The organism is Curtobacterium sp. ME-Dv--P-122a (genome assembly GCF_030209645.1).
GTDB lineage: Bacteria > Actinomycetota > Actinomycetes > Actinomycetales > Microbacteriaceae > Curtobacterium > Curtobacterium flaccumfaciens.
In genome coordinates this window covers 407,719-430,207 of sequence record NZ_JARVRO010000006.1, presented here as the reverse complement: position 1 = coordinate 430,207, position 22,489 = coordinate 407,719, and the positions used below count along the sequence as shown (strand labels likewise).

Here is a 22,489-nt window from a genome sequence, read left to right as displayed (position 1 = left end):
GCTGGCGCACACCACCGGCAGCATCAGCGCGACGACGAACAGAAGAGGAAATCATGCACATCGGTCTTGTCGGCCTTGGTCGCATGGGCAACAACATGCGTGCCCGTCTCCGCAACGCAGGGATCGAGGTCACCGGGTACGACGCCAACCCCGCCGTCTCGGACGTCGCCGACCTCGGCGCCCTCGCCGCTGCCCTCCCGGAGGGCAAGCGTCTCGTGTGGGTCATGGTCCCGCACGGCAAGATCACCGACGACGTGATCACCGACCTGGCCGGTGTCCTCGGCGAGGGCGACCTGGTCATCGACGGTGGCAACTCGAAGTGGCTGGACGACACCACGCACGCCGAGCAGCTCGCTGCGCGCGGCATCCGCTACATGGACGCCGGCGTCTCCGGTGGTGTCTGGGGCAAGGACAACGGCTACGGCCTCATGGTCGGCGGTGACGCCGCGGACGTCGAGTTCGCGATGCCCGTGTTCGACGCGCTGCGTCCCGAGGGTCCCCGTGAAGAGGGCTTCTCGCACGCCGGCCCGATCGGCGCCGGCCACTACGCGAAGATGGTCCACAACGGCATCGAGTACGCGATCATGCAGGCGTACGGCGAGGGCTACGAGCTCCTCGAGGCCAAGGACCTGATCACCGACGTTCCCGCCGTGTTCGCCGGCTGGCAGCGCGGAACGGTCGTCCGTTCCTGGCTGCTCGACCTGATGGTGCTCGCGCTGAACGAGGACCCGAAGCTCGACGAGCTCGAGGGCTACGTCGAGGACTCGGGTGAGGGCCGCTGGACGCTCGAAGAGGGCATCGAGCTCGCCGTGCCGATGCCGGCGCTCTCGGCGTCGATCTTCGCGCGCTTCGTCTCGCGCCAGGGCAGCGCCTCGCCGACCATGAAGGCCGTCGCGGCGCTCCGCAACCAGTTCGGCGGTCACGCCGTCAAGAAGTCCTAGGACTTCCCGGGGGAACCCGGACTCGGCCCGCGTGCACGTCGACCATCTCCAACTGACCGACTTCCGGAACTACCGGGAGGCGGACGTCGACCTCGCACGCGGGCCGAACCTGTTCGTCGGGCGCAACGGACAGGGCAAGACCAACCTGGTCGAGGCGATCGGGTACCTCTCGACCCTCGGCTCGCACCGCGTCCCCACCGACGCAGCGCTCGTCCGTCAAGGATGCGACGCCGCGATCGTCCGGGCTCGTCTCGCGCACGAGGACCGCAGCATCCTCGCCGAGGTGCAGATCAACCGCACCGGTGCGAACCGTGCGCAGGTGAACCGGTCGGCGATCAAGCCGCGGGAGTTGCCGCGCTACTGCACGAGCGTGCTCTTCGCCCCGGAGGACCTTGCCCTCGTGCGGGGCGAGCCGGCCGGGCGACGCCGGATGCTCGACGAGCTGCTCGGCCAGATCGCACCGCGGATGCAGGGCGTGCTCGCCGACTACGACCGCACGCTCCGCCAGCGGAACACCCTGCTCAAGTCGGCCCGTGCCGCCGGCGCGAAGGCGAACGCCCTGTCGACGCTCGACGTCTGGGACGACCGGCTCGTCGGGCTCGGCGCCGAGATCGTCGCGGCGCGTGACCACCTCACCCGGCGGCTCGCACCCTTCGTGGCCGAGGCCTACGCGACCGTCGCCGGCGAACACCACGACGCCTCGATCACCGGAGTCCTGTCGATCCGCGGTGGCGACCCCGAGTCCGCGGCGGCGACCGACCCCGTGCTCGGGACCCCCGACGAGCCCGTCACGGTCGCGTCGGCTGCCGAAGCGTTCGCGGCCGCCCTCGAGCGTCGTCGCCGTGACGAACTCGACCGCGGGCTCACCCTCGTGGGGCCGCACCGGGACGACGTTCTGTTCCAGCTCAACGGGTTACCAGCCCGCGGGTACGCGAGTCACGGCGAATCCTGGTCCTTCGCGCTGGCCATCCAGCTCGCGAGCGCCTCGATCCTGCGCGCCGAGTCGAACCTGGGCGACCCGATCATCATCCTCGACGACGTCTTCGCCGAACTCGACGAATCGCGGCGGGAACGGCTGGCGAACGCCGTCGCCGACTACGAGCAGGTGCTCATCACGGCAGCGGTCTTCGGTGACGTGCCCGGAAAGCTGGCGGCGCACACCGTGCGGATCGAGGCGGGCACGATCGTGACCGAAGAGGTGGACGCGACCCGGGCCTCCAGTCCGGCGACGGACGCGACGGACGCGACCGACGTGACCGACGAGGCGGACGCGACCGACGCGACCGAGCCGACGGATGCGGACAGCAAGACGGACCCGACCGAAGCCGACGCCTGATGCCGAAGCCCCGCAAGCCCACCGAACCCTCGCAGGTGTACCGCCACCTGCGCGCGGTGTTCGGCGACCCGTCCAAGCGCGGCACCGATGCCCGCCGCCGCCGTGCCCGCGAGTTCGACGCCGACACCGTGCCGTACGGGCGCGGCCGCGAGCCGAAGGGCCTCGCGGACATCGTCGGTTCGCTCGCTCAGGAACTCGGTTGGACCGAACCCCTCGCCCGCTCCGAGCTCTTCGTGGACTGGCCGAGCGTCGTCGGCGAGGAGCTGGCGAAGCACTCCCGACCGGTCACCATCGAGGACGGCGCACTCGTCATCCGGTGCGACTCGACGGCCTGGGCGACCCAGCTCCGATTGATGCGTGCGACGGTCACGACGACCATCGCGGAACGGCACCCAGAAGCAGGGGTCGAGTCGATCAGGGTTTCCGGCCCGGACGCCCCCACGTGGAAACGCGGCCCCAGGACGGTCCAGGGGCGCGGTCCTCGCGACACCTACGGTTGAGGCGACGAAATCATCCTGGAGTGCCAGAAAAGCCCGTCTGCGGGGCAGATGAGCCCTCGAAAGAGGGGGCTCTGCGGTAGACTGGGAGGTGCAGTGCGCGGGCGTTCCGCGCGCAGGCAGGAGCACGCTCGACATGGCAGCAGAATCTGAAGACGACCGGCAGAACCCGCTCGGTGCGGAGACCCCGCAGAGCGAACCGTCCTACGGCGCAGACCAGATTCAGGTGCTCGAGGGGCTCGAGGCCGTCCGCAAGCGCCCGGGTATGTACATCGGTTCGACCGGCCCTCGCGGCCTGCACCACCTGGTCCAGGAGATCGTCGACAACTCCGTCGACGAAGCCCTCGCCGGGTACTGCGACACCATCGACGTGAGCATCCGTGAAGACGGTGGCGTCCGCGTCGTCGACAACGGCCGTGGCATCCCGGTCGACGTCCACGCGGCCGAGGGGGTCTCGACCCTGCAGGTCGTCCTCACCGTCCTGCACGCCGGCGGCAAGTTCGGTGGTGGCGGCTACGCCGTCTCCGGTGGTCTGCACGGCGTCGGTTCGTCCGTCGTGAACGCGCTGAGCTCCGAGCTCGACGTCGAGGTCCGTCGGCAGGGCCACGTCTGGCGCCAGAGCTACACCGACGGTGTCCCCGTCGCGCCCGTCTCCAAGGACGAAGAGACCGACGAGACCGGCACGACGATCACGTTCTGGCCGAACGCCGAGATCTTCGAGTCCGTCGTCTTCGACTACGAGACCCTGCGCACGCGGTTCCAGCAGATGGCCTTCCTGAACAAGGGCCTGCGGATCAACCTCCGCGACGAGCGCGCCCCGGAAGAAGGGGAAGAGGCCCGCAACGACACGTTCATGTACGAGCGTGGTCTCGCCGACTACGTCGAGTACATCAACGCGCAGAAGAAGGCCGACCTCGTCCACCCGGACGTCATCGGCTTCGAGTCCGAGGACCCGGAGCGCAAGATCGCGCTCGAGGTCGCGATGCAGTGGAACACCTCGTACCAGGAGAGCGTCCACACCTTCGCGAACACGATCAACACGCACGAGGGCGGCACCCACGAAGAGGGCTTCCGTGCAGCGCTCACGACCCTCGTCAACCGTTACGCGCGCGACACGAAGATCATCAAGGAGAAGGACGACAACCTCACGGGTGACGACATCCGCGAAGGGCTGACGGCCGTCATCTCCGTGAAGCTCGGCGAGCCGCAGTTCGAGGGGCAGACGAAGACCAAGCTCGGCAACACCGAGGCGAAGTCGTTCGTGCAGCGCGTCGTCGGCACCGAGCTGACCCACTGGTTCGAGAGCAACCCGACGCAGGCACGCGACGTCGTCCGCAAGGCGATCCAGGCGTCGCAGGCGCGGCTCGCTGCCCGCAAGGCGCGCGAGACCACCCGCCGCAAGGGGCTGCTCGAGTCGGGCGGCATGCCCGGCAAGCTCAAGGACTGCCAGTCGAAGGACCCGACCGTGTCGGAGATCTTCATGGTCGAGGGCGACTCCGCCGGCGGTTCCGCCGTGCAGGGCCGCAACCCGATGACCCAGGCGATCCTGCCCCTGCGCGGCAAGATCCTGAACGTCGAGAAGGCCCGGCTCGACCGCGCCCTCGCCAACCAGGAGATCCAGTCGATGATCACGGCGTTCGGTGCCGGCATCGGTGAGGACTTCGACCCGGACAAGGCCCGGTACCACAAGATCGTGCTGATGGCCGATGCCGACGTCGACGGCCAGCACATCACGACACTGCTGCTCACGCTGCTGTTCCGATACATGCGTCCGCTCATCGAGCACGGCTACGTGTACCTCGCGCAGCCGCCGCTGTACCGCCTGAAGTGGTCGAACTCGGCGCACGAGTACGTGTTCAGCGACCGGGAGCGCGACGCCCTGATGCAGGCCGGCCTCGCAGCCGGCAAGCGCATCCCGAAGGACAACGGGATCCAGCGGTACAAGGGCCTCGGCGAGATGGACTACAAGGAGCTCTGGGACACCACGATGAACCCGGACACCCGCACGCTCCTGCAGGTCACGCTGGAGGACGCGGCTGCGGTCGACAGCACCTTCTCGACCCTGATGGGTGAAGACGTCGACGCACGTCGCCAGTTCATCCAGCAGAACGCCAAGGACGTCCGCTTCCTCGACATCTAACGGCCAGGAGGCGCGGCGTGAGCCGCGTCGACCAGTCCTGACCACCTGTGGTCGCGCCCGGCGCGACCAACGGAACCACAGCCTCCAGGCTGTCCAGAAAGGGAACGAAGCCACATGGCTGACGACAACGAGAACGGCGCCGACGAGCTGCCCGAGATCGTCCACGGCGACAGTGGGGACATCGTCGTCTCCGGTGACCGCATCTCGCAGGTCGACCTGCAGCTCGAGATGCAGCGCTCGTACCTCGACTACGCGATGTCGGTCATCGTCGGTCGTGCCCTGCCGGAGGTCCGCGACGGCCTCAAGCCGGTGCACCGCCGTGTGATCTACGCGATGTTCGACGGCGGGTACCGCCCGGACCGCGCGTTCTCGAAGTGCTCCCGCGTCGTCGGTGACGTGATGGGCCAGTTCCACCCGCACGGCGACTCGGCGATCTACGACGCCCTCGTCCGCCTGGTGCAGCCGTGGTCGCTCCGCTACCCGCTCGCGCTCGGGCAGGGCAACTTCGGTTCGCCGGGCAACGACGGCGCCGCCGCCCCGCGGTACACCGAGACGAAGATGGCGCCGCTCGCGCTCGAGATGGTCCGCGACATTGACGAGGACACCGTCGACTTCCAGGACAACTACGACGGCCGCACCCAGGAGCCGGCGATCCTGCCGGCCCGGTTCCCGAACCTGCTCGTCAACGGCTCGGTCGGCATCGCGGTCGGCATGGCCACGAACATCCCGCCGCACAACCTGCGCGAGGTCGCCGAGGGCGCCAAGTGGGCGCTCGACAACCCCGACGCCACCCGTGAAGAGCTGCTCGCCGCGCTCATGCAGCGCATCAAGGGCCCGGACTTCCCGACGGGTGCACAGGTGCTCGGCACCAAGGGCATCCAGGACGCCTACCGCACCGGCCGTGGCTCGATCACGATGCGTGCCGTCGTCTCGGTGGAGGAGATCCAGGGTCGCACCTGCCTCGTCGTCACCGAGCTGCCGTACCAGGTCAACCCGGACAACCTGGCGATCAAGATCGCCGAGCTGGTCAAGGACGGCAAGCTCGCAGGTGTCGCCGACATCCGTGACGAGACCTCCGGCCGTACCGGGCAGCGCCTGGTCATCGTGCTGAAGCGTGACGCCGTCGCCAAGGTCGTGCTGAACAACCTGTACAAGCACACCCAGCTGCAGGAGAACTTCGGCGCGAACATGCTCGCGATCGTCGACGGGGTGCCCCGCACCCTGCCGCTCGACGGCTTCATCTCGGCGTGGGTCGCCCACCAGGTCGACGTCATCGTCCGCCGCACGCAGTTCCGTCTGCGCGAGGCCGAGAAGCGCGCCCACATCCTGCGCGGCTACCTCGCTGCGCTCGACGCCCTCGACGAGGTCATCGCGCTCATCCGTCGCTCGCCCGACGTCGAAGAGGCCCGCACCGGCCTGATGGACCTGCTGTCCGTCGACGAGATCCAGGCGCGTGCGATCCTCGAGCTGCAGCTCCGTCGTCTCGCCGCCCTCGAGCGTCAGAAGATCCACGACGAGGCCGAAGAGCTCGAGCGCAAGATCGCCGACTTCCAGGACATCCTCGGGTCGGAGAGCCGCCAGCGCTCGATCATCCGCGACGAGCTGAGCGAGATCGTCGACCGCTTCGGCGACGACCGCCGTACCGAGATCATGTTCGGCTACGACGGCGACATGTCGATGGAAGACCTGATCCCCGAAGAGGAGATGGTCGTCACCATCACCCGCGGTGGCTACGTCAAGCGCACGCGCAGCGACCAGTACCGCTCGCAGCACCGTGGCGGCCGAGGTGTCCGCGGGGCCCAGCTCCGCGCGGACGACATCGTCGAGCACTTCTTCGTCACGACGACGCACCACTGGCTCCTGTTCCTCACCGACCAGGGCCGGGTCTACCGCGCCAAGGCGTACGAGCTGCAGGAGGCCGGCCGCGACGCGAAGGGCCAGCACGTCGCGAACCTGCTCGCGATGCAGCCCGACGAGCAGATCCAGCAGGTGCTCGACATCCGCGACTACGAGGTGGCGCAGTACCTCGTCCTCGCGACCGAGCACGGTCTGGTCAAGAAGACCGCGCTCACCGAGTACGACACGAACCGCACCGGCGGCATCATCGCGATCAACCTGCGCGACGGCGACAAGCTCCGCCAGGCGCTGCTCGTCGACGAGCACGACGACCTGCTCCTGGTGTCCCGCCAGGGCATGTCGCTCCGGTTCACGGCGACGAACGACACCCTGCGTCCGATGGGTCGCTCGACCTCGGGCGTGAAGGGCATGTCCTTCCGCGACGGCGACTCGCTGCTCGCGGCCCGGGTCGTCTCCGACGACGGCTTCGTCTGGGTGATGACCGAGGGCGGCTACGCCAAGCGCACCGCGGTCGACCAGTACCGGGTGCAGGGCCGTGGTGGTCTGGGCATCAAGGTGGCCAAGTTGGCGCTCGATCGAGGCGATCTTGTGGGCGCTCTCATCGTCGGCGAGGACGACGAGGTGCTCGTCGTGCTGCAATCGGGCAAGGTGGTAAGGTCTGCCGTGGCCGAGGTCCCTGCCAAGGGCCGTGACACGATGGGCGTCGTCTTCGCGAGGTTCGCGGAGAACGACCGGATCATCGCGGTGGCCCGGAACACCGAGCGGAACCTGGACGACCAGGACGACGCCGAGATCGAGCCCGCGGGCCCGGTGGAGACGGTCAGCCCAGCCGAAGCGGCCCCGGATTCCACTGATCCCATCGACACCGAGCCCGTCGCAGACGAGGCCGGAGAGGACCAGTCAAGCAATGAGTAGTGTCGCCGAGAAGCTCCAGAAGAAGGCGAAGCGACCCGTCGGCACCCGCCAGGTGCGGTTGCGACTGGTCTACGTCGACTTCTGGTCAATGGTGAAGCTGAGCTTCCTCATCGCCCTGGCCGGCAGCATCGTGATCGTGGTCGCCACGGCACTGGTGTGGGTCATCCTCAACCAGACGGGTGTGTTCACCCAGGTCGACGCCCTGTTGAAGGACGTCACCGGGCAGAACAGTTACTCGATCATGGACCAGTTCTCGCTGGGCCAGGTGCTCGGGTTCTCCATCGTCGTGGGCATCCTCAACGTGGTCGTCGGCACCGTGCTCGGCGCCATCGTGAGCGTGCTCTACAACCTCAGTGTTCGGATCACGGGCGGTCTGCTCGTGGGCTTCACGAACAACTGACACACCCGGGCCGGATGGGCCCACTGCTCGATTTCGTTCCGGCGGGATCGTACGGTAGGCTTTCATCCGGTCTGAGGGGCTATAGCTCAGGCGGTTAGAGCGCTTCGCTGATAACGAAGAGGTCCAAGGTTCAAGTCCTTGTAGCCCCACCAGTTCTCCGGAACAGCACGACAATTCCATCCCGTCGCCGATCACCTCGGTGACACTCGGGGCCTTAGCTCAGTTGGTAGAGCGCCTGCTTTGCAAGCAGGATGTCGGGAGTTCGATTCTCCCAGGCTCCACTCGCATCAGCCCCTGGTTGCCGACTCCGTCGTCTGCCCAGGGGCTTCGTTCTGTGCCCATGCGCGCCGCCGCCCCTGCGGCGCGATCGTCGCGGGCGGCTCGGCCCGTCAATCTGCCTGCGGCCGGCATCTTGTTGAGTGGTCGCGACATGCCGCGTGCGGTTCGCCGAGGTGGCTGGAACTGTCGTCTGCGCGTCGTCTGAGCGACAAGTTGCGACCTCTCGGTGGCTGCCCCGGGGCGTGTTGCGCAAGCGCATGGCGGACGGGAGGCGCGGGGTCAGGCCGGTCTGCGCCTCCAGGCAGGTAGGTGGGCGCGCTCCAGGCCGGTCGTCGTGCGCGGGTCTGTGGACGCCAGGCCCGGGGAACGACGAAGGGCCCCGGCAGCAGCCGGGGCCCTTCGTACGAACCGGGAGGTCAGGCGGCGGGCTTCTCCGCCGTGTCAGCGTCGTCGGCGACCCACAGGTCGTCGTCGGCGCGGAGCGTCTGGTACGCGGCGTACGCAGCACCGGCGACGGCGACGACGCCGACGATGATGAGTGCGACTCCGCCGAAGCCGAGACCCTTCTTCTGCTGCGACGGGACGTACTTCGCAGCGGCCTTCTTGGCCTTCTTGCCCTTCTTCTGGGCGTTCTTCACGATCTTCTTGACCCGGGGGTCCTTCGCGAGGTCGGTCACGCTCAGCACCGAGCCAGCGGTCGAGACGAGTCCGGGGACCACCTCGGACTGGAACTTGTGCGAAGCGCTCTGCGCTGCCGAGGTGGCAGCGTGCACGCCGGTCGCGAACGCGGGACGGATCCCGTTGTCGATCGCGTTCTGCACGCGGGGTGCGATGTCCTTGCGAGCTGCGTCCGCGGCGTTCGACCGGGCCTCAGCCAGGATCGCGTTCGCGTGCTCGAGGACCTTGCGCTGCTCGCCGAGGAGCGAGGCGGTCTGGCCCTTGAGCTTCTTGATCTGCTTCCGACGCTTTCGCGGGATCTCGATCGTCGTCATCTGGTACCTCCATCGGATCGGCGTGACCCCATCCTGCCACCACACTGCCTGACAGGTCACGGAACCGCAGCTGTGCAATCCGTCCGCGGTCAGGAGTACATGCGAGAATCGGAACATGTCTCTGCACACCGCTGTCGCAACGATCCACACCAACAAGGGCGACATCCGCGTCAACCTGTTCGGCAACCACGCACCGAAGACCGTCAAGAACTTCGTCGACCTCGCCACGGGCCAGCAGGAGTGGACCCACCCCGGCACGGGCAAGGTCTCGACCGACAAGCTCTACGACGGCGTGATCTTCCACCGCATCATCAAGGACTTCATGATCCAGGGCGGCGACCCGCTCGGCCAGGGCATCGGTGGCCCCGGGTACCGCTTCGACGACGAGATCTCCCCGGAGCTCACGTTCCAGAACCCCTACATCTTCGCCATGGCGAACGCCGGCATCCAGGGCGGCCGCGGCACCAACGGCTCGCAGTTCTTCATCACCACGGTGGCGACGCCGTGGCTGCAGGGCAAGCACACCATCTTCGGTGAGGTCGCCGACGACGAGTCCCGCGCGGTCGTCGACGCGATCGAGGGCGTCCCGACCGACGGTCGTGACAAGCCCGTCGAGGACGTCGTCATCCAGAGCATCGACGTCGAAGGCGTCTGACCCGCACGTGACCGACCAGGCGTACAACCCGAACAACACCTGCTACCGGCATCCGGACCGGCAGAGCTTCGTGCTCTGCCAGCGCTGTGGGCGGACGATCTGCCCGGAGTGCCAGACGCCGGCGGCGGTCGGGGTGCACTGCCCGGAGTGCGTGCGTGAGCAGCGCGCACAGTTCGCAGCGAACCGCCGAGCGTCCGGAGCCCCCAGCGGGTTGACGGTCGCTCGGCGGCGCTTCGCCATGCTCGACCAGAAGGGCACGACCGTCATCGTGGCGATCACGGTGGCGATCTGGTTGCTCGACCAGGTCAGCGGGCGGTTCTTCACGAGCTTGCTCGCCTACAACTCGTTCCTGCTGCCGACGCAGCCCTGGCGTGTGGTGACCTCGCTGTTCGTGCACTCGGGCATCTTCCACATCCTGTTCAACATGTGGGCGCTCTGGATCTTCGGTCGCATGCTCGAGAACATGCTCGGCACCTGGCGGTTCGTGGCTCTGTACTTCATCACGGGGATCTTCGGGTCCATGCTCGTCACCTTCCTGGCGCCGGGGACGACCGTGCTGGGTGCTTCGGGTGCGATCTTCGGGCTGTTCGCCGCGTTCTTCGTGCTGCAGCGCAGCCTGGGGAACAACGCCGTGCAGCTCCTCGTGCTCATGGGACTGAACCTGGTCATCGGGTTCCTGCCCGGCGTCAACATCTCGTGGCAGGCGCACGTCGGCGGGATCATCGGCGGCTTCCTGATGGGCTTCGTCTTCGCCCAGACGCGCAACATCCGGAAGCGTCCGCTGCAGATCGCGCTGATCATCGGCGCGGCGGTGCTCGGCATCGCGCTCACCGCTGTCGGGTACGCGGTCACGATCGGCTGACACCGCCACAACGCTCCCCGAACGCCCCGTCGCACTGCGGCGGGGCGTTCGTCGTTCCCAGGGCTGCCCGCGTCCTGCTCGTCCACAGCTGTCCACAGCGGCACTGGGAGTTATCCACAGGTGTGGAAAAGACGGTGAGTTACACCAGTGTGATTATCCCCACTGTGGAATCGGTTGTGGATAACTCCGGGGTCAGGATGTGGATGACGGTGTGGAGAGTGGGGAAAAGTGTGGAGAACGGCGGGATCCTCGAGGATGTGCGTTCCAGGAGCGCTCGAGCTTGTGGAGAACGACGACGCCCGCCGCACCTTGCGGTGCGACGGGCGTCGGGAGAACAGCGGGCTGGGGGTCAGCGCCAGCGGGTGGTCATGAGGAAGCCGACGAACATGATGCCGAAGCCGACGACGATGTTCCACGAGCCGAGGCTCGGAACCGGCAGCGTGGCGTTCGAGATGTAGAAGACGATCACCCACACCAGACCGATGAGCATGAAGCCGAACATGACCGGCTTGAACCACACCGGGTTCGGGGCGTCCCCCGCGGTGTCGACCGAGTCAGCTCGGGTCGTCCGGGCGGGCTTGGTGCGGTCCTTGTCCTTGGCCATGGCCGGTATCCTACCGTGACCACGTGTGTGGATCGGCCCGCGGACCGCCGCACACATCCCCCACGAGTACGGTGAACCGCCATGACCAGGATCCTCGTCGTCGACAACTACGACAGCTTCGTCTACACGCTCAACGGGTACGTGCAGCAGCTCGGCGCCGAGACCGACGTCGTGCGCAACGATGCCTTCCCCGAGTCCGAGATCGCCGACCGCATCGCGGAGTACGACGGTGTGCTCCTGTCGCCCGGCCCGGGAACACCGGCGGCTGCCGGCGTCTCGATCCCCACGGTGCACGCGGCCATCGCCGCCGAGACCCCCCTGCTCGGCGTCTGCCTGGGACACCAGGCCATCGCGGAGGCGCTCGGCGCCACGGTCACGCACGCCGAGGAGCTCATGCACGGCAAGACCTCCGAGGTCGACCACGACGACAGCGCGCTCTTCGCCGGCGTCCCGCACCCCTTCACGGCCACGCGGTACCACTCGCTCGCGATCGTCGACGGCACCGTCCCTGACGAGCTCACCGTGACCGCGCGGACCGAGGGCGGGGTCATCATGGGCGTCCAGCACCGCGCGCACCCCGTGTTCGGCGTGCAGTTCCACCCGGAGTCGGTCCTGACCGAGGGCGGGTACCGCATGGTCGGCAACTGGCTCGAGACCACGGGACTGTCCGGCGCAGCAGAGCGCGCGGCCGACCTCGGGCCGCTCATCGCGACGCACCGCGCCTGACGAACTCCCGCGGCGGCAGACGCCGTCGTGTCATCGAGACGCCGCCGGATCCGGCGGCGTCTCGTGCGTTCGGGGGCGTCGTGCTGACACGACGGCGTCTCGCGGGCACTGGACCGGACGGTCTGCGTGACGTGCGGTCGGTTGCGGGCGTGCGCCGTGCCTCCAGGCCGTCAGGAGCGGAGGCGACGAGCAGACGTGCCTGTGGGCACGGAGGACGGACTGGAGGCCCGTCAACCGTCCGTCAGGACGGTCCCATCAGGAGACGGTCGGCTCAGCGGCCGTCGTCACCCTGGTCGTCACCGCGATCGTTGTTCCCGCTGTTGCCGCCGCTGTCGTTGTTGTTCGACGACGGTGCCTTCGGCGGCGCCGCAGCTCGTGCGCAGTAGGTGAGCGTGACGGCACTGCCCTGGGCGACGTCTCCGGCAGGGGTGTCCTGCTGGGTGACGAGACCGCCGGTGCACGAGTAGGACGGCGCCGGGGTCACGGTGAGCCCGAGCTGCTCGACGGTGGCCTTCGCCGCCGAGTACTGCTGCTGCGTGACGTCGGGCAGCTGCACCTTCCCGTTGGAGATCGTGAGGTTGATCACGATGCCCTTGGTGTGCAGGGAACCCGACTCGGGGTCGGAGCTCAGCACGGTGCCCTCGGGGACGTCGGCCGAGTAGTCACTCGAGATCGCTCCGAGGCGGAATCCGGCGTCGTCCAGGGACTGTTGCGCAGCCGCTTGCGATTGCCCGTTGAGCTCGGGCACGGGGACGCGTTCCGGGCCGAGGGAGACCACGACGTTGACGTTCTGGTTGCGCCCGACGTTCACCCCGGAGCCCGGGTCCGTCCGGATGACGGTGCCCTTGTCGACGCTGTCGGAGTTCTCCTCGACCTTGACGGGCTTGAGGTCCTTCTTGTCGAGGGCACTGGCCGCGGCGCTGTAGGTCGAGCCCGCGACGTTCGGCACACTGACCGAGGACGACACCGGCGGCTTGCCGGGCTGCAGGTTCGCGACGAAGAACACCACGGCGACGATGACCGCGACGGTGAGCAGGATGCCGACCCAGATCCACGCGACCGGGGGACGGTTCTGCGTGCGCTGCGGTCGGTGCTCGGCGGTGTCGTCGTCGAGTTCGCGGAACGCCGATGCGGCGTTGGTCGTCGTGCGGGGGTCGACGCCGAAGAGCACGGTCGAGGCGTCGTTCGCCGCGTTCTGCTGCTGCTTCTTCGTGGACGCGGGCACCCGGCCGGCTGCGGCCTGCTGCAGGTCCGAGCGGAACTCGGCCGCGTTCTGGAACCGGCGCGTGCGGTCCTTGACCAGGGCGTGGAGGGTCACGGCGTCGAGGGCCGGGGACACGTCGGGCGAGATCGTCGACGGTGCGACCGGCTGCTCGCTGACGTGCTGGTAGGCGACCGCCACCGGGGTGTCCCCGAGGAACGGTGCGCGACCGGTGAGGAGCTCGAAGAGCACGACGCCGGTGGAGTAGAGGTCGGTGCGGGCGTCGACGGTCTCGCCGCGGGCCTGCTCCGGTGAGAAGTACGAGGCGGTGCCGAGGATCGACGTGGTCTGCGCGACCGTCGCCGAGGTGTCGGTGATGGCCCGGGCGATGCCGAAGTCCATGACCTTGACCTGGCCGGTGTGGGTGACCATGACGTTGGCGGGCTTGATGTCGCGGTGGACAACGCCCGCACGGTGCGAGTACTCGAGCGCGGTGAGGATGCCCTCGGTGATGCGCACGGCTTCGTCCGGGGCGACGGCGCCCTCCGCGATGATGTCGGAGAGCGGACGGCCCTCGACGTACTCCATGACGATGAAGGGGACCTGCACCTCGGCGCCCGACGGTTCGGAAACCGTCTCTTCGCCGGCGTCGTACACGCGGACGACGGTGGGGTGCGCCATGCGTGCAGCAGCCTGGGCTTCCTGCCGGAACCGCGTGCGGAAGGCCGGGTCGTTGGCGAGGCTCGGCTTGAGGAGCTTCACCGCGACCTTGCGGCCGAGGCGGGTGTCGTTGCCGAGGTGCACGGTCGCCATGCCGCCCCGACCGATGACGTCACCGATCTCGTAGCGATTGGCGAGGAGCGTGATCCCCGCGGTCACACCTTCTGGCACGTACTCCTCCGTCTGTTCGTCCGGGCTAGTGTACGGCAGCACCACCTGGTGAGACGCTGGTCAGGGAGGGGTCGACCGAACCGTTACCGAACGGTGTCGACAGTCCCCGTCCGGGGGTCGTTCACAGGTCGTCTTGCGGGGTCTCGGTGGGGTTGATCCCGTCGTCCGGGTTCGTCGTCTCCTGGTCCGTGGGCTCGGTCCACTCGACCTGCGCGCCCGGCGAGGACGCGGAGACCACCGAGGAATCGGACTGCGGCGACTTGCAGGTCACCTTGTACGACAGGGTCACCTTGCCGTACTGGGCGCCGGCGACGGTCACCGCGGTTCCGGAGGTGGAGCCGGAGCTGCTGCCGTTCGAGGGGACGGTGCCGTTGTCGATCGTGTACGTGTAGCTGACGTCCGAGTACCCGGCGGGGCAGCTCGTGTACGCGGGCCAGCTGAAGGTCACACGACCGGACTCGCTGACGGTCCCGCCGGTGGCACGCTCGGGTGCCGCTGCGGTCAGCACGTCGCCGAACGCCTTGACGGTGACGAGGGTGCCGGGGGCCAGGCTGCCCTCGGGGCTGAGCGACTCGACGGTGCCGACCTGGTCGGACGACGTGGCGTTCGACCCGGCGACGACCTCGGCCTGCAGGCCCCGGGCGCGGAGCTGGTTCGCGACCTGCTCCGCGTTCTGCCCCTGGTAGTCCGCCGCCGAGACCGTGACGCGGGTCTCGGTCGGCTCGGGGGACGGTGTCTGCGTGGGCGTGCGGGTCGGCTTCGGCGCGCTCGAGGACTTCGTGGGCTCGGGTTCCGGGGCGTTGTTCGCGTTCAGGGCGTACGCGGCGCCGGCGGCGATGGCGAGCACGACGATGATGCCGACGACCCACCAGATCCAGGCGCGCTTCTTCTTCGGTTCCTCGGGCTCGTCGGAGACGGGCGAGCGGGGGGTGCCCGGTCCGCCGGCCATCGCTCCGGCCTGGGTACCGAGGAGTGCGGTCGCGGCGTCGTTCCCCTGGCCCTGGGGCGGGTTGAACGCGACGGTGCCGTTCTGGGCGATCGCGGGGACGGCCACGGTGGCTGCGGCGACGTCACCACGACGGAGCGCCTGTGCGGCGCGGGCGAGGTTCGCGGCCGTCGCGGGACGGTCGGCCGGCTTCTTCGCGATGCACGAGATGACCAGGGCCGAGACGGGCTCGGGGATGTCCCCGGGCAGCGGCGGCGGCTGCTCGTTGATGTGCGCCATCGCGATCGCGACCTGCGACTCACCGGTGAACGGACGACGACCCGCCAGGGCCTCGTACGCGACGATGCCGAGCGAGTAGATGTCGGTCGACGGCGAAGCGGGGTGGCCGCTCGCCTGCTCGGGCGACAGGTACTGCACCGTGCCCATCACCTGACCGGTCGCGGTGAGCGGGACCTGGTCGGCGATGCGGGCGATGCCGAAGTCGGTGATCTTGACGCGGCCGTCGGGCGTGATGAGCAGGTTGCCGGGCTTGATGTCGCGGTGCACCAGGCCGACCGCGTGTGCGGCCTGCAGGGCGTTCGCGGTCTGCGCGACGATGTCGAGCACCTTGTCGACCGGGAGCGTGTGCTCGCGCTCGATCATGGTCGACAGGGCTTCGCCGGGGACGAGCTCCATCACGAGGTAGGCGCTGCCGTCCTCCTCGCCGTAGTCGAAGACGTTGGCGATGCCCTCGTGGTTGACGAGGGCGGCGTGCCGGGCCTCGGCGCGGAAGCGCTCGAGGAAGCCGGGGTCACCGAGGTACTCGTCCTTGAGGATCTTGAGTGCGACGGTTCGGCCGATGACGAGGTCGGTCGCCTGCCACACCTCGCCCATGCCGCCGATGGCGACCCGGGAGGAGAGCTGGTACCGCCCACCGAAGGTGAGTCCGCTGGTGGGTCTCATTTGTTCAGCACCGCCTCCATGACTTTCTTCGCGACCGGGGCCGCGACCGTGTTGCCGACTCCGGACTGCCCGAGCCCGCCGCCGTTGCCGACGACGACCGCGACAGCGACCTCCGGGTCCTTCGCGGGGGCGAACCCCGTGAACCAGAGCGTGTAGGGATCGCCGGTGCCACCTTCGGCCGTGCCGGTCTTGCCGGCGACGTCGACACCGTCGATCTTGGCATTGGTACCGGTCCCCGCGCTCACGACGCTCTGCATGGCCTCGGTGAGGTCAGCGGACTCGGAGGACGACAGCGGATCACTGTACTGCTTCGGGGAGAAGGACTCGACCGTCTTCAGGTCGCTCGTGGTGATCGAGTCGACGAGCGAGGGCTGCATGACCTTGCCGCCGTTCGCGATGCCGGCCGACACCATCGCCATCTGCAGCGGGGAGACCCGGACGCTCGCCTGGCCGAAGGCGCTCAGCATGAGCTGGGCCGTCGAGTCGACGTCGGGGTACTGGCTGGCGGTCGCCGCCATCGGGATCTCGATCGCGTCGCCGAAGCCGTACTTGTCGGCCATGCTCTTGATCGCGTCGTACCCGAGCTTCTGGCCGAGTTCGGCGAAGGGGATGTTGCACGAGTACTGGATGGCCGTGCGGAGCTTGACCTTGTCGCCGCCACCGCAGGTGCCGCCCTCGGCGTTGTTGATGTACGAGCTCGTGCCGGGCAGCTGCAGTCGCGACGGGTTCGGGAACGTGGAGTCGAGGTTGTACTTGCCGCCCTCGAGTGCCGCCGACGCCACCACGAGCTTGAACACCGATCCGGGGGTGTACAGGTCGCCGCCGATGGCACGGTTCTGCAGCGGGGCGGTGTCGGCCCCGAGCAGCGCGTCGTACTGCCGCTTGACCTCGGCCGTGTCGTGCGAGGTGAGCGAGTTCGGGTCGTAGCTCGGCTTCGACACCATCGCGAGGATCTTGCCGGTCTTCGGCTGGATCGCGACGACGGCGCCGCTGTTGGTGCCGAGCGCGTCGTACGCGGCCTGCTGCACGTCCGGGTCGATGGTCAGGTTGACGTTGTCGCCCTGGACGTCCTGGCCGGTGAGGATCGAGTTGAGGTTCTGGAAGAACGAGGCGTCCGAGTTGCCCGAGAGCACGGTGTTCTCGGCGCTCTCGATGCCGGTGTTGCCCTGCCCGATCGTGAAGTACCCGGTGACCGCGGAGTACAGGTCGCCGTTCGTGTACTTGCGCTGGTACTGGTACTGGTCGTCCACCGGGGTCGACTCGGCGATCGGGCTGCCGTCCACGAGGATCGCGCCACGCTTCGTGGAGTAACTGTCCAAGATGGTTCGGGAGTTCCGGGAGTCGGCGCGCAACGAGTCGGCCGCGAAGAACTGGATCGACGTCGTCGACACGAAGAGTGCGACGAACATGAGCACGATGACGGTCGAGACACCGCGGAGCTGTCGGTTCATCGACGACGCTCCTTCCTGGTCGCGCGCGCAGACCGCCCGTTCGCGGCGGGGATCGCGCCCTGCTGGACACGCTGTTCGGCTGGGATGGAATCGGTGAGTCGCAGCAGCATCGCGGCGATGATCCAGTTGGCGATGAGCGAGGAACCACCGGCGGCCATGAACGGCGTGGTCAGACCGGTCACCGGGATGATCCGGGTGATGCCGCCGACGACGACGAACACCTGCAGGGCGATGATGAAGCCGAAGCCGACCCCGAGCAGCTTGCCGAAGTCGTCCTGCGCCATGAACCCGACGCGGATGCCACGCGAGGCGAACACGATGAAGAGGGCGAGGATCGCGAAGACGCCGATCAGGCCGAGCTCTTCACCGAGCGACGCGACGATGTAGTCGGCGTTGGCGACCGGCGTGATGTACGGCCGGCCCTGTCCAAGTCCCGTGCCGGTGATCCCGCCGTTCGCGAAGCCGAACAGGCCCTGCACGAGCTGGTAGCTCGCCTGGGTGTCGCGGCTGAAGACCTCTTGGTTGAACGGGTCGAGCCACTGTTCGAAGCGGCCGCGGACGTACTCCAGGACGCTCTGTGCGACGAGGGCGCCACCGATGAACAGCGTGAGACCGATCGCGACCCAGCTGATCCGTGCCGTGGCCACGTAGATCATCACGAGGAACAGGCCGAAGTAGAGCAGGGCGGTGCCGAGGTCGCGCTGGAACACCAGGACGGCCATCGCGGCGCCCCACATGACGAGGATCGGGCCGAGGTCACGGGCACGCGGGAACGTCATGCCGAGGAACTTCTTGCCGACGATCGACAACGAGTCGCGGGCGGTGACGAGGTACCCGGCGAAGAACAGCGCCATGGTGATCTTCGCGAGCTCACCGGGCTGGAACGAGAACGGGCCGATCTTGATCCAGACCCGCGCGCCACCGATGTTCGTGCCGATGCCGGGCAGCATCGGCAGGAGCAGCAGGACGATGGTCAGCGCCATGAAGATGTAGCGGTACCGCTGCAGGAACCGGTGGTTCCGGACCGCGACGAGCGTGATGATCGCCAGGACCATCGCGAGCATCGTCCAGACGATCTGCTTCACGCCGATGGCGTCCCAGCCGGACAGGCCGTTGTGGACGTCGATGCGGTAGATCTCGGCGATGCCGATGCCGTTCAGGACGAGCGCGATCGGCAGGATGAACGGGTCGGCGTTCTTCGCCACGACCCGCAGCACAACGTGCATGACCAGCGCGAGGCCGAGGATGCCACCGCCGACCCAGAGCACCGACTGGTCGAACAGCCGGCCCTTGGTGCCGAGCTGCACGAGCACCATCGCACCCGCGCAGATGCCGCACGCGATGACGAGCAGGAAGAGCTCGAGGTTCCGCGCGCGGGCGGGCTCCCGGAGCTTGATCGTGATCGCCTGGGTGAAGGACTGGGCGGCCGTGGCGTTGCTCATCGCGCGCTCCGCGTGGGGCTCGGCGACGGCGAACGGGTCGGCGAGGGCGACGGGGACGAGCTGGCGTCGCCGTCCCCACCGGTGCCGGCCTGGTCCTCACCGGTCGCGGCGGCCTTGCGCAGGCGCTCGACGATGTCCCTGGCGTCGGAGAGTGACTGCGCGTTGATCGTCGAGCGGACGTTCTCGCGGGTGTAGTCCGGCAGCGACGAGACTGTGATGTCGCTGTCCTCGTACACGTCCGACAGCGCCAACGGCCCGATCGACTGCTGCACGCCCTTGTAGATCGCGACGGTGCCCCGGTCGGTGCCGACGTAGTAGTGGTCCTGCGTGATCCGCCAGCCGACGAACACCGCGCCGACGAGCACCGCGACCGCGACCACGAGCGCGACGGTCCAGGACACCCGACGACGGATGCGGCGTCGGCGGTCCTCGGCGATGAGCTCGGCGAAGAACTGGTCGGACTCGGGCTCGAAGTGCGAGTCCTCGGGGGCGGTGGTGACCTTGAGCGGGTGCAGCAGGATCGTGGGGAGGCGGATCGGCTTGCGGCCCGTCGACGCCTCGAAGGTGAGCGGTGCCGCGGCGGAGCCGACCGTGGTGGCCGCGTCGTCGTCGTCATCGGGTTCGGTGTCCGTGACGTCCATCACCACGACAGTGACGTTGTCGGGGGCGCCGTGGTCGAGTGTTTCCTTCACCAGGCGCTGCGTGACCTGGTTGGCGTCCATGTTCGAGGCCAGGGCGTGGCGGATGCGCTCTTCGGCCAGGTACGAGGACAGGCCGTCGGAGCAGAGCAGCCAGCGGTCGCCCGGCTGGATGTCCATGATCGCCGTGTCGACCTCTGGAGCAGCGTCGACGTCGCCGAGCACGCGCATCAGCACGGAGCGACGCGGGTGGACCGCGGCTTCCTCCGGTGTGATCCGGCCACTGTCGACCAGCCGCTGGACGAAGGTGTGGTCGGACGTGATCTGCTGCAGCTCACCGTCGCGGTGACGGTAGATGCGGGAGTCGCCGATGTGCGCGATCGCGATCTGCTCGCCGACGCGGATCATCGCGGACACCGTGGTGCCCATACCGGTGAGCTCCTGGTGCTCGAACACGGTCTCGGTGATCAGCTGGTTCGCCGCGATGAGCGCCGACTGCAGCGCGAACTCGGCGTCGTGCGCCGACGGGAACTCGCGGTCGACCTCGCGGATGCGTCGGATCGCGATCGCCGAGGCGACGTCACCGCCGGCGTGGCCGCCCATGCCGTCCGCCACTGCGAACAGGTGCGCCCCGGCGTAGCCGGAGTCCTGGTTGTTCGCGCGGATGCGCCCCACGTGGGACACAGCGGCGCTCAGCGTGCGAGCGGTCATGCCGGGTTACCGCCGCAGCTCGAACGTCGTCGTCCCGATCGTGATGGGCGTGCCCTCTGCCACGAGGACGGGAGCGCTCACCTTCTGACCGTTGACGAAGGTGCCGTTCGTGGACTCGAGGTCGGTGAGGAGCCAGCCGTCGGCGCGGAGGTCGAGGCGGGCGTGGTTGGTCGAGGTGTAGTCGTCACGGATCACGACGTTCGACTCGCTCGAACGCCCGATCGTGATGGGGCCGCCACCCAGCGGCATCTCCATGCCCTCACGCGCACCCTCGGTGATGACGAGTCGGGCCGCGGCCGGCGAGGCGGGCCGCTGCCCACCACCCGGTTGACCGATCACGTCGGTGAAGGCACCGCTCGAGGCGGGCCCGGGGGCCGCCGCAGCGGGGACGGTGGGGGTGCTGGGCCCGGACGGCGCCGACTTGGGATCGGTCGGGATCGTGCGGACGCGCTGGCCGAAGAGATCGCTGCGCAGGGCGAACACGATCACGAAGACGAACAGCCAGAGCACCGCGAGGAACGCGAAGCGCAGGACGAGCAGGGTCAGGCCTGTGGTCATCGAGCACCTCCGTCGTTCTCCGGGATCACCCGGAACACCATACGGGTACGACCGATCTCGATGGTGGAGTCCGGCTCAACGATCGCCTGCTGGAAGTGCTGACCGTTCAGTTTCGAGCCGTTCGTGGAGCCGAGATCGGTGGCCTGGGCGTGCTTGCCGTCCCACAGCACCTCGACGTGCTTCCGGCTCGTCCCGGTGTCCGCGATGGTGATGTCCGCGTCGCTGCCGCGCCCGATCACCGTGCGCCCGCGGTGCAGTCGGTGTCGCTGCGAGCCGATGTCGAGCACCGGGATCCAGGCCACGTCGCGCTGGACGGTGGTGGAGTCGACCTGCAGGATGCCCGTCGAGAGCGTGCCGTCCTGTTGGAGCCGGATGGTGACCGGGCCGGAGAACGAGTAGTTCTGCGCGACGGCGTGTTGGTGCACCATCTGGGTCAGTTCGTCGATGAGTGGGCGACCGACGTCGTTCATGCGCGTGCAGTCCGGCGGCGCCAGGCGCACGGTGAACTCGTTCGGCACGAGGATGCGCTCGCGCGAGACCACCGCGGCCTTCGTGTCGAGCTCACGCCGCAGGGCGCTCGAGATCTCGACGGGCTGCACCCCGGAGCGGAAGGTCTTCGCGAAGGCGCCGTTGACGGCGCGTTCCAACCCTCGCTCGAAGTTGTCCAGCAAGCCCATGCGTCTCCCGTGTCGTCGGTCGTCAACCACTGCATGGTAGTGGTTGGCGTTGACACCCGTCTGTGCGTGGTAGTGTTTCGGGGCTGGCGCGAGTGGCGGAATTGGTAGACGCGCACGGTTCAGGTCCGTGTGCTGGAAACGGCGTGGGGGTTCAAGTCCCCCCTCGCGCACCAGGCGAAAACAGGAAAGGCCCCGGAGGAATCCGGGGCCTTTCCTGTTTCTCGGGCGCGGGCCGGGGACGGCCGTCGACGCGTCCGGCCTCAGGCCCGGTCGGCGTCCGTCGTGTGGTCGGCATCCGGCCTGGAGGCACGGCTCGGCCCCGACACGCCGGTTCCATCGAACCCGTGGTCGGCTCTCCGGGCCTGCTGCGGAGCGAAGAACGGGCGCGCGCTGGGCAGGAACAGCAGGACCGCGGCGACGACCGACAGCGCGATCGTCAGGACCGCGAGTTCGCCGCCGGTGACGCTCAGGAGCGCGCGGAAGGCCGCGACGACGACGAGCACGATGCGCGCGACGCGGGAGCCCGCGGCCATCCGGAACACCGCCCACGTCACCAGGGCCCAGAGCACCAGGGCGACGATCCCGGCGAGGACCGGCGCCTGGCCGACCGCCGCGTCCGTCGCGAAGAACTGGAGCACCGTGGCCGCGACGCAGGCTGCCACCCACACCAGCCACAGCACGAATGACACCGTGACCACCTGCGGTCGGTCCGGTCGTCGGAGGATGAACGTCCTGGTCATGCTGCACCGTCCTCTGCCGCTCCCTGGTGCGGCACGTCGAGCGTACCGAGCGGACGGGGTCCTGCCGAGGTGCCCCGCTACGGTGACC

19 protein-coding genes and 3 tRNA genes are annotated in these 22,489 nt (G+C 68.4%); 12 read left to right on the top strand and 10 right to left on the bottom strand.

All coding sequences use genetic code 11. The annotated features are described in order from the left end of the window. Positions 1–53: 53 nt before the first annotated feature. The 8 genes from gnd (at position 54) to QRN49_RS06865 (ending at position 8,367) form a co-directional block, all read left to right on the top strand. Entirely contained in the window at positions 54–941 is an 888-nt protein-coding gene (gnd, locus tag QRN49_RS06900; RefSeq protein ID WP_110863683.1) for a phosphogluconate dehydrogenase (NAD(+)-dependent, decarboxylating), read from the top strand. A gap of 31 nt (positions 942–972) precedes the next feature. Continuing rightward, positions 973–2,277, top strand: a complete 1,305-nt coding sequence (gene recF, locus QRN49_RS06895) for a DNA replication/repair protein RecF (RefSeq protein WP_284754757.1) — start codon at positions 973–975, stop codon at positions 2,275–2,277. Next, entirely contained in the window at positions 2,277–2,777 is a 501-nt protein-coding gene (locus QRN49_RS06890; RefSeq protein WP_027466919.1) for a DciA family protein, read from the top strand. The genes recF and QRN49_RS06890 overlap by 1 nt, the downstream gene beginning before the upstream one ends. 133 nt (positions 2,778–2,910) lie before the next feature. Further along, positions 2,911–4,914: a DNA topoisomerase (ATP-hydrolyzing) subunit B gene (gene gyrB / locus QRN49_RS06885; RefSeq protein WP_111022498.1), complete on the top strand. Its 2,004-nt coding sequence runs from the start codon at positions 2,911–2,913 to the stop codon at positions 4,912–4,914. 114 nt (positions 4,915–5,028) lie between these two features. Further along, complete coding sequence (gene gyrA / locus QRN49_RS06880) at positions 5,029–7,686, top strand: DNA gyrase subunit A (protein ID WP_111022497.1); 2,658 nt, start codon at positions 5,029–5,031, stop codon at positions 7,684–7,686. After that, positions 7,679–8,086, top strand: coding sequence for a DUF3566 domain-containing protein (locus QRN49_RS06875; protein ID WP_027466922.1), 408 nt, complete (start codon positions 7,679–7,681; stop codon positions 8,084–8,086). The genes gyrA and QRN49_RS06875 overlap by 8 nt, the downstream gene beginning before the upstream one ends. Positions 8,087–8,161: 75 nt before the next feature. Beyond that, a tRNA-Ile gene (locus QRN49_RS06870) sits at positions 8,162–8,238 on the top strand. 56 nt (positions 8,239–8,294) lie between these two features. Continuing rightward, positions 8,295–8,367 (top strand) — tRNA-Ala (locus QRN49_RS06865). 414 nt (positions 8,368–8,781) lie between these two features. On the opposite strand, the gene QRN49_RS06860 is transcribed toward QRN49_RS06865, so the two are convergent. Then, positions 8,782–9,357: a hypothetical protein gene (locus tag QRN49_RS06860; RefSeq protein ID WP_111022496.1), complete on the bottom strand. Its 576-nt coding sequence runs from the start codon at positions 9,355–9,357 to the stop codon at positions 8,782–8,784. 115 nt (positions 9,358–9,472) lie between these two features. On the opposite strand from QRN49_RS06860, the gene QRN49_RS06855 reads away from it, so the two are divergent. Both QRN49_RS06855 and QRN49_RS06850 read left to right on the top strand, forming a co-directional pair. Beyond that, positions 9,473–10,012: a peptidylprolyl isomerase gene (locus QRN49_RS06855; protein ID WP_027466924.1), complete on the top strand. Its 540-nt coding sequence runs from the start codon at positions 9,473–9,475 to the stop codon at positions 10,010–10,012. A 7-nt stretch (positions 10,013–10,019) separates the two neighbouring features. Beyond that, the gene (locus QRN49_RS06850) at positions 10,020–10,874 is read left to right on the top strand and encodes a rhomboid family intramembrane serine protease (RefSeq protein WP_182064143.1); all 855 of its coding nucleotides are present in this window, start codon (positions 10,020–10,022) and stop codon (positions 10,872–10,874) included. Positions 10,875–11,223: 349 nt separating this feature from the next. On the opposite strand, the gene QRN49_RS06845 is transcribed toward QRN49_RS06850, so the two are convergent. Then, positions 11,224–11,478, bottom strand: coding sequence for a cell division protein CrgA (locus QRN49_RS06845; RefSeq protein WP_071404137.1), 255 nt, complete (start codon positions 11,476–11,478; stop codon positions 11,224–11,226). A gap of 81 nt (positions 11,479–11,559) precedes the next feature. On the opposite strand from QRN49_RS06845, the gene QRN49_RS06840 reads away from it, so the two are divergent. Beyond that, positions 11,560–12,204, top strand: coding sequence for an anthranilate synthase component II (locus QRN49_RS06840; protein WP_111022494.1), 645 nt, complete (start codon positions 11,560–11,562; stop codon positions 12,202–12,204). A 271-nt stretch (positions 12,205–12,475) separates the two neighbouring features. Here QRN49_RS06840 and pknB read toward each other — a convergent pair whose 3' ends face one another. From pknB to QRN49_RS06805, 7 genes are all read right to left on the bottom strand, one after another. Continuing rightward, the gene (pknB, locus tag QRN49_RS06835; RefSeq protein WP_284754741.1) at positions 12,476–14,296 is read right to left on the bottom strand and encodes a Stk1 family PASTA domain-containing Ser/Thr kinase; all 1,821 of its coding nucleotides are present in this window, start codon (positions 14,294–14,296) and stop codon (positions 12,476–12,478) included. Between the two features lie 121 nt (positions 14,297–14,417). Continuing rightward, a complete protein-coding gene (locus tag QRN49_RS06830; protein ID WP_111102790.1) occupies positions 14,418–16,184 on the bottom strand; it encodes a serine/threonine-protein kinase in 1,767 nt (588 codons plus the stop codon). Continuing rightward, complete coding sequence (locus tag QRN49_RS06825; protein ID WP_110863675.1) at positions 16,181–17,635, bottom strand: peptidoglycan D,D-transpeptidase FtsI family protein; 1,455 nt, start codon at positions 17,633–17,635, stop codon at positions 16,181–16,183. Before QRN49_RS06825 ends, QRN49_RS06830 begins: the two co-directional genes overlap by 4 nt. Continuing rightward, positions 17,632–19,077 carry an FtsW/RodA/SpoVE family cell cycle protein gene (locus QRN49_RS06820; protein ID WP_071248670.1) on the bottom strand — a complete coding sequence of 482 codons (1,446 nt, stop codon included), beginning with the start codon at positions 19,075–19,077 and terminating at the stop codon, positions 17,632–17,634. Before QRN49_RS06820 ends, QRN49_RS06825 begins: the two co-directional genes overlap by 4 nt. Then, entirely contained in the window at positions 19,074–20,426 is a 1,353-nt protein-coding gene (locus QRN49_RS06815) for a Stp1/IreP family PP2C-type Ser/Thr phosphatase (protein WP_209080769.1), read from the bottom strand. Before QRN49_RS06815 ends, QRN49_RS06820 begins: the two co-directional genes overlap by 4 nt. A gap of 6 nt (positions 20,427–20,432) precedes the next feature. Further along, complete coding sequence (locus tag QRN49_RS06810) at positions 20,433–20,984, bottom strand: FHA domain-containing protein FhaB/FipA (protein WP_111022491.1); 552 nt, start codon at positions 20,982–20,984, stop codon at positions 20,433–20,435. Beyond that, entirely contained in the window at positions 20,981–21,661 is a 681-nt protein-coding gene (locus QRN49_RS06805) for an FHA domain-containing protein (protein WP_017887797.1), read from the bottom strand. Before QRN49_RS06805 ends, QRN49_RS06810 begins: the two co-directional genes overlap by 4 nt. Positions 21,662–21,747: 86 nt before the next feature. On the opposite strand from QRN49_RS06805, the gene QRN49_RS06800 reads away from it, so the two are divergent. Next, positions 21,748–21,834 (top strand) — tRNA-Leu (locus QRN49_RS06800). Positions 21,835–21,921: 87 nt separating this feature from the next. Here QRN49_RS06800 and QRN49_RS06795 read toward each other — a convergent pair. Further along, positions 21,922–22,401, bottom strand: a complete 480-nt coding sequence (locus tag QRN49_RS06795; RefSeq protein ID WP_146247542.1) for a hypothetical protein — start codon at positions 22,399–22,401, stop codon at positions 21,922–21,924. Positions 22,402–22,489 lie beyond the last annotated feature (88 nt).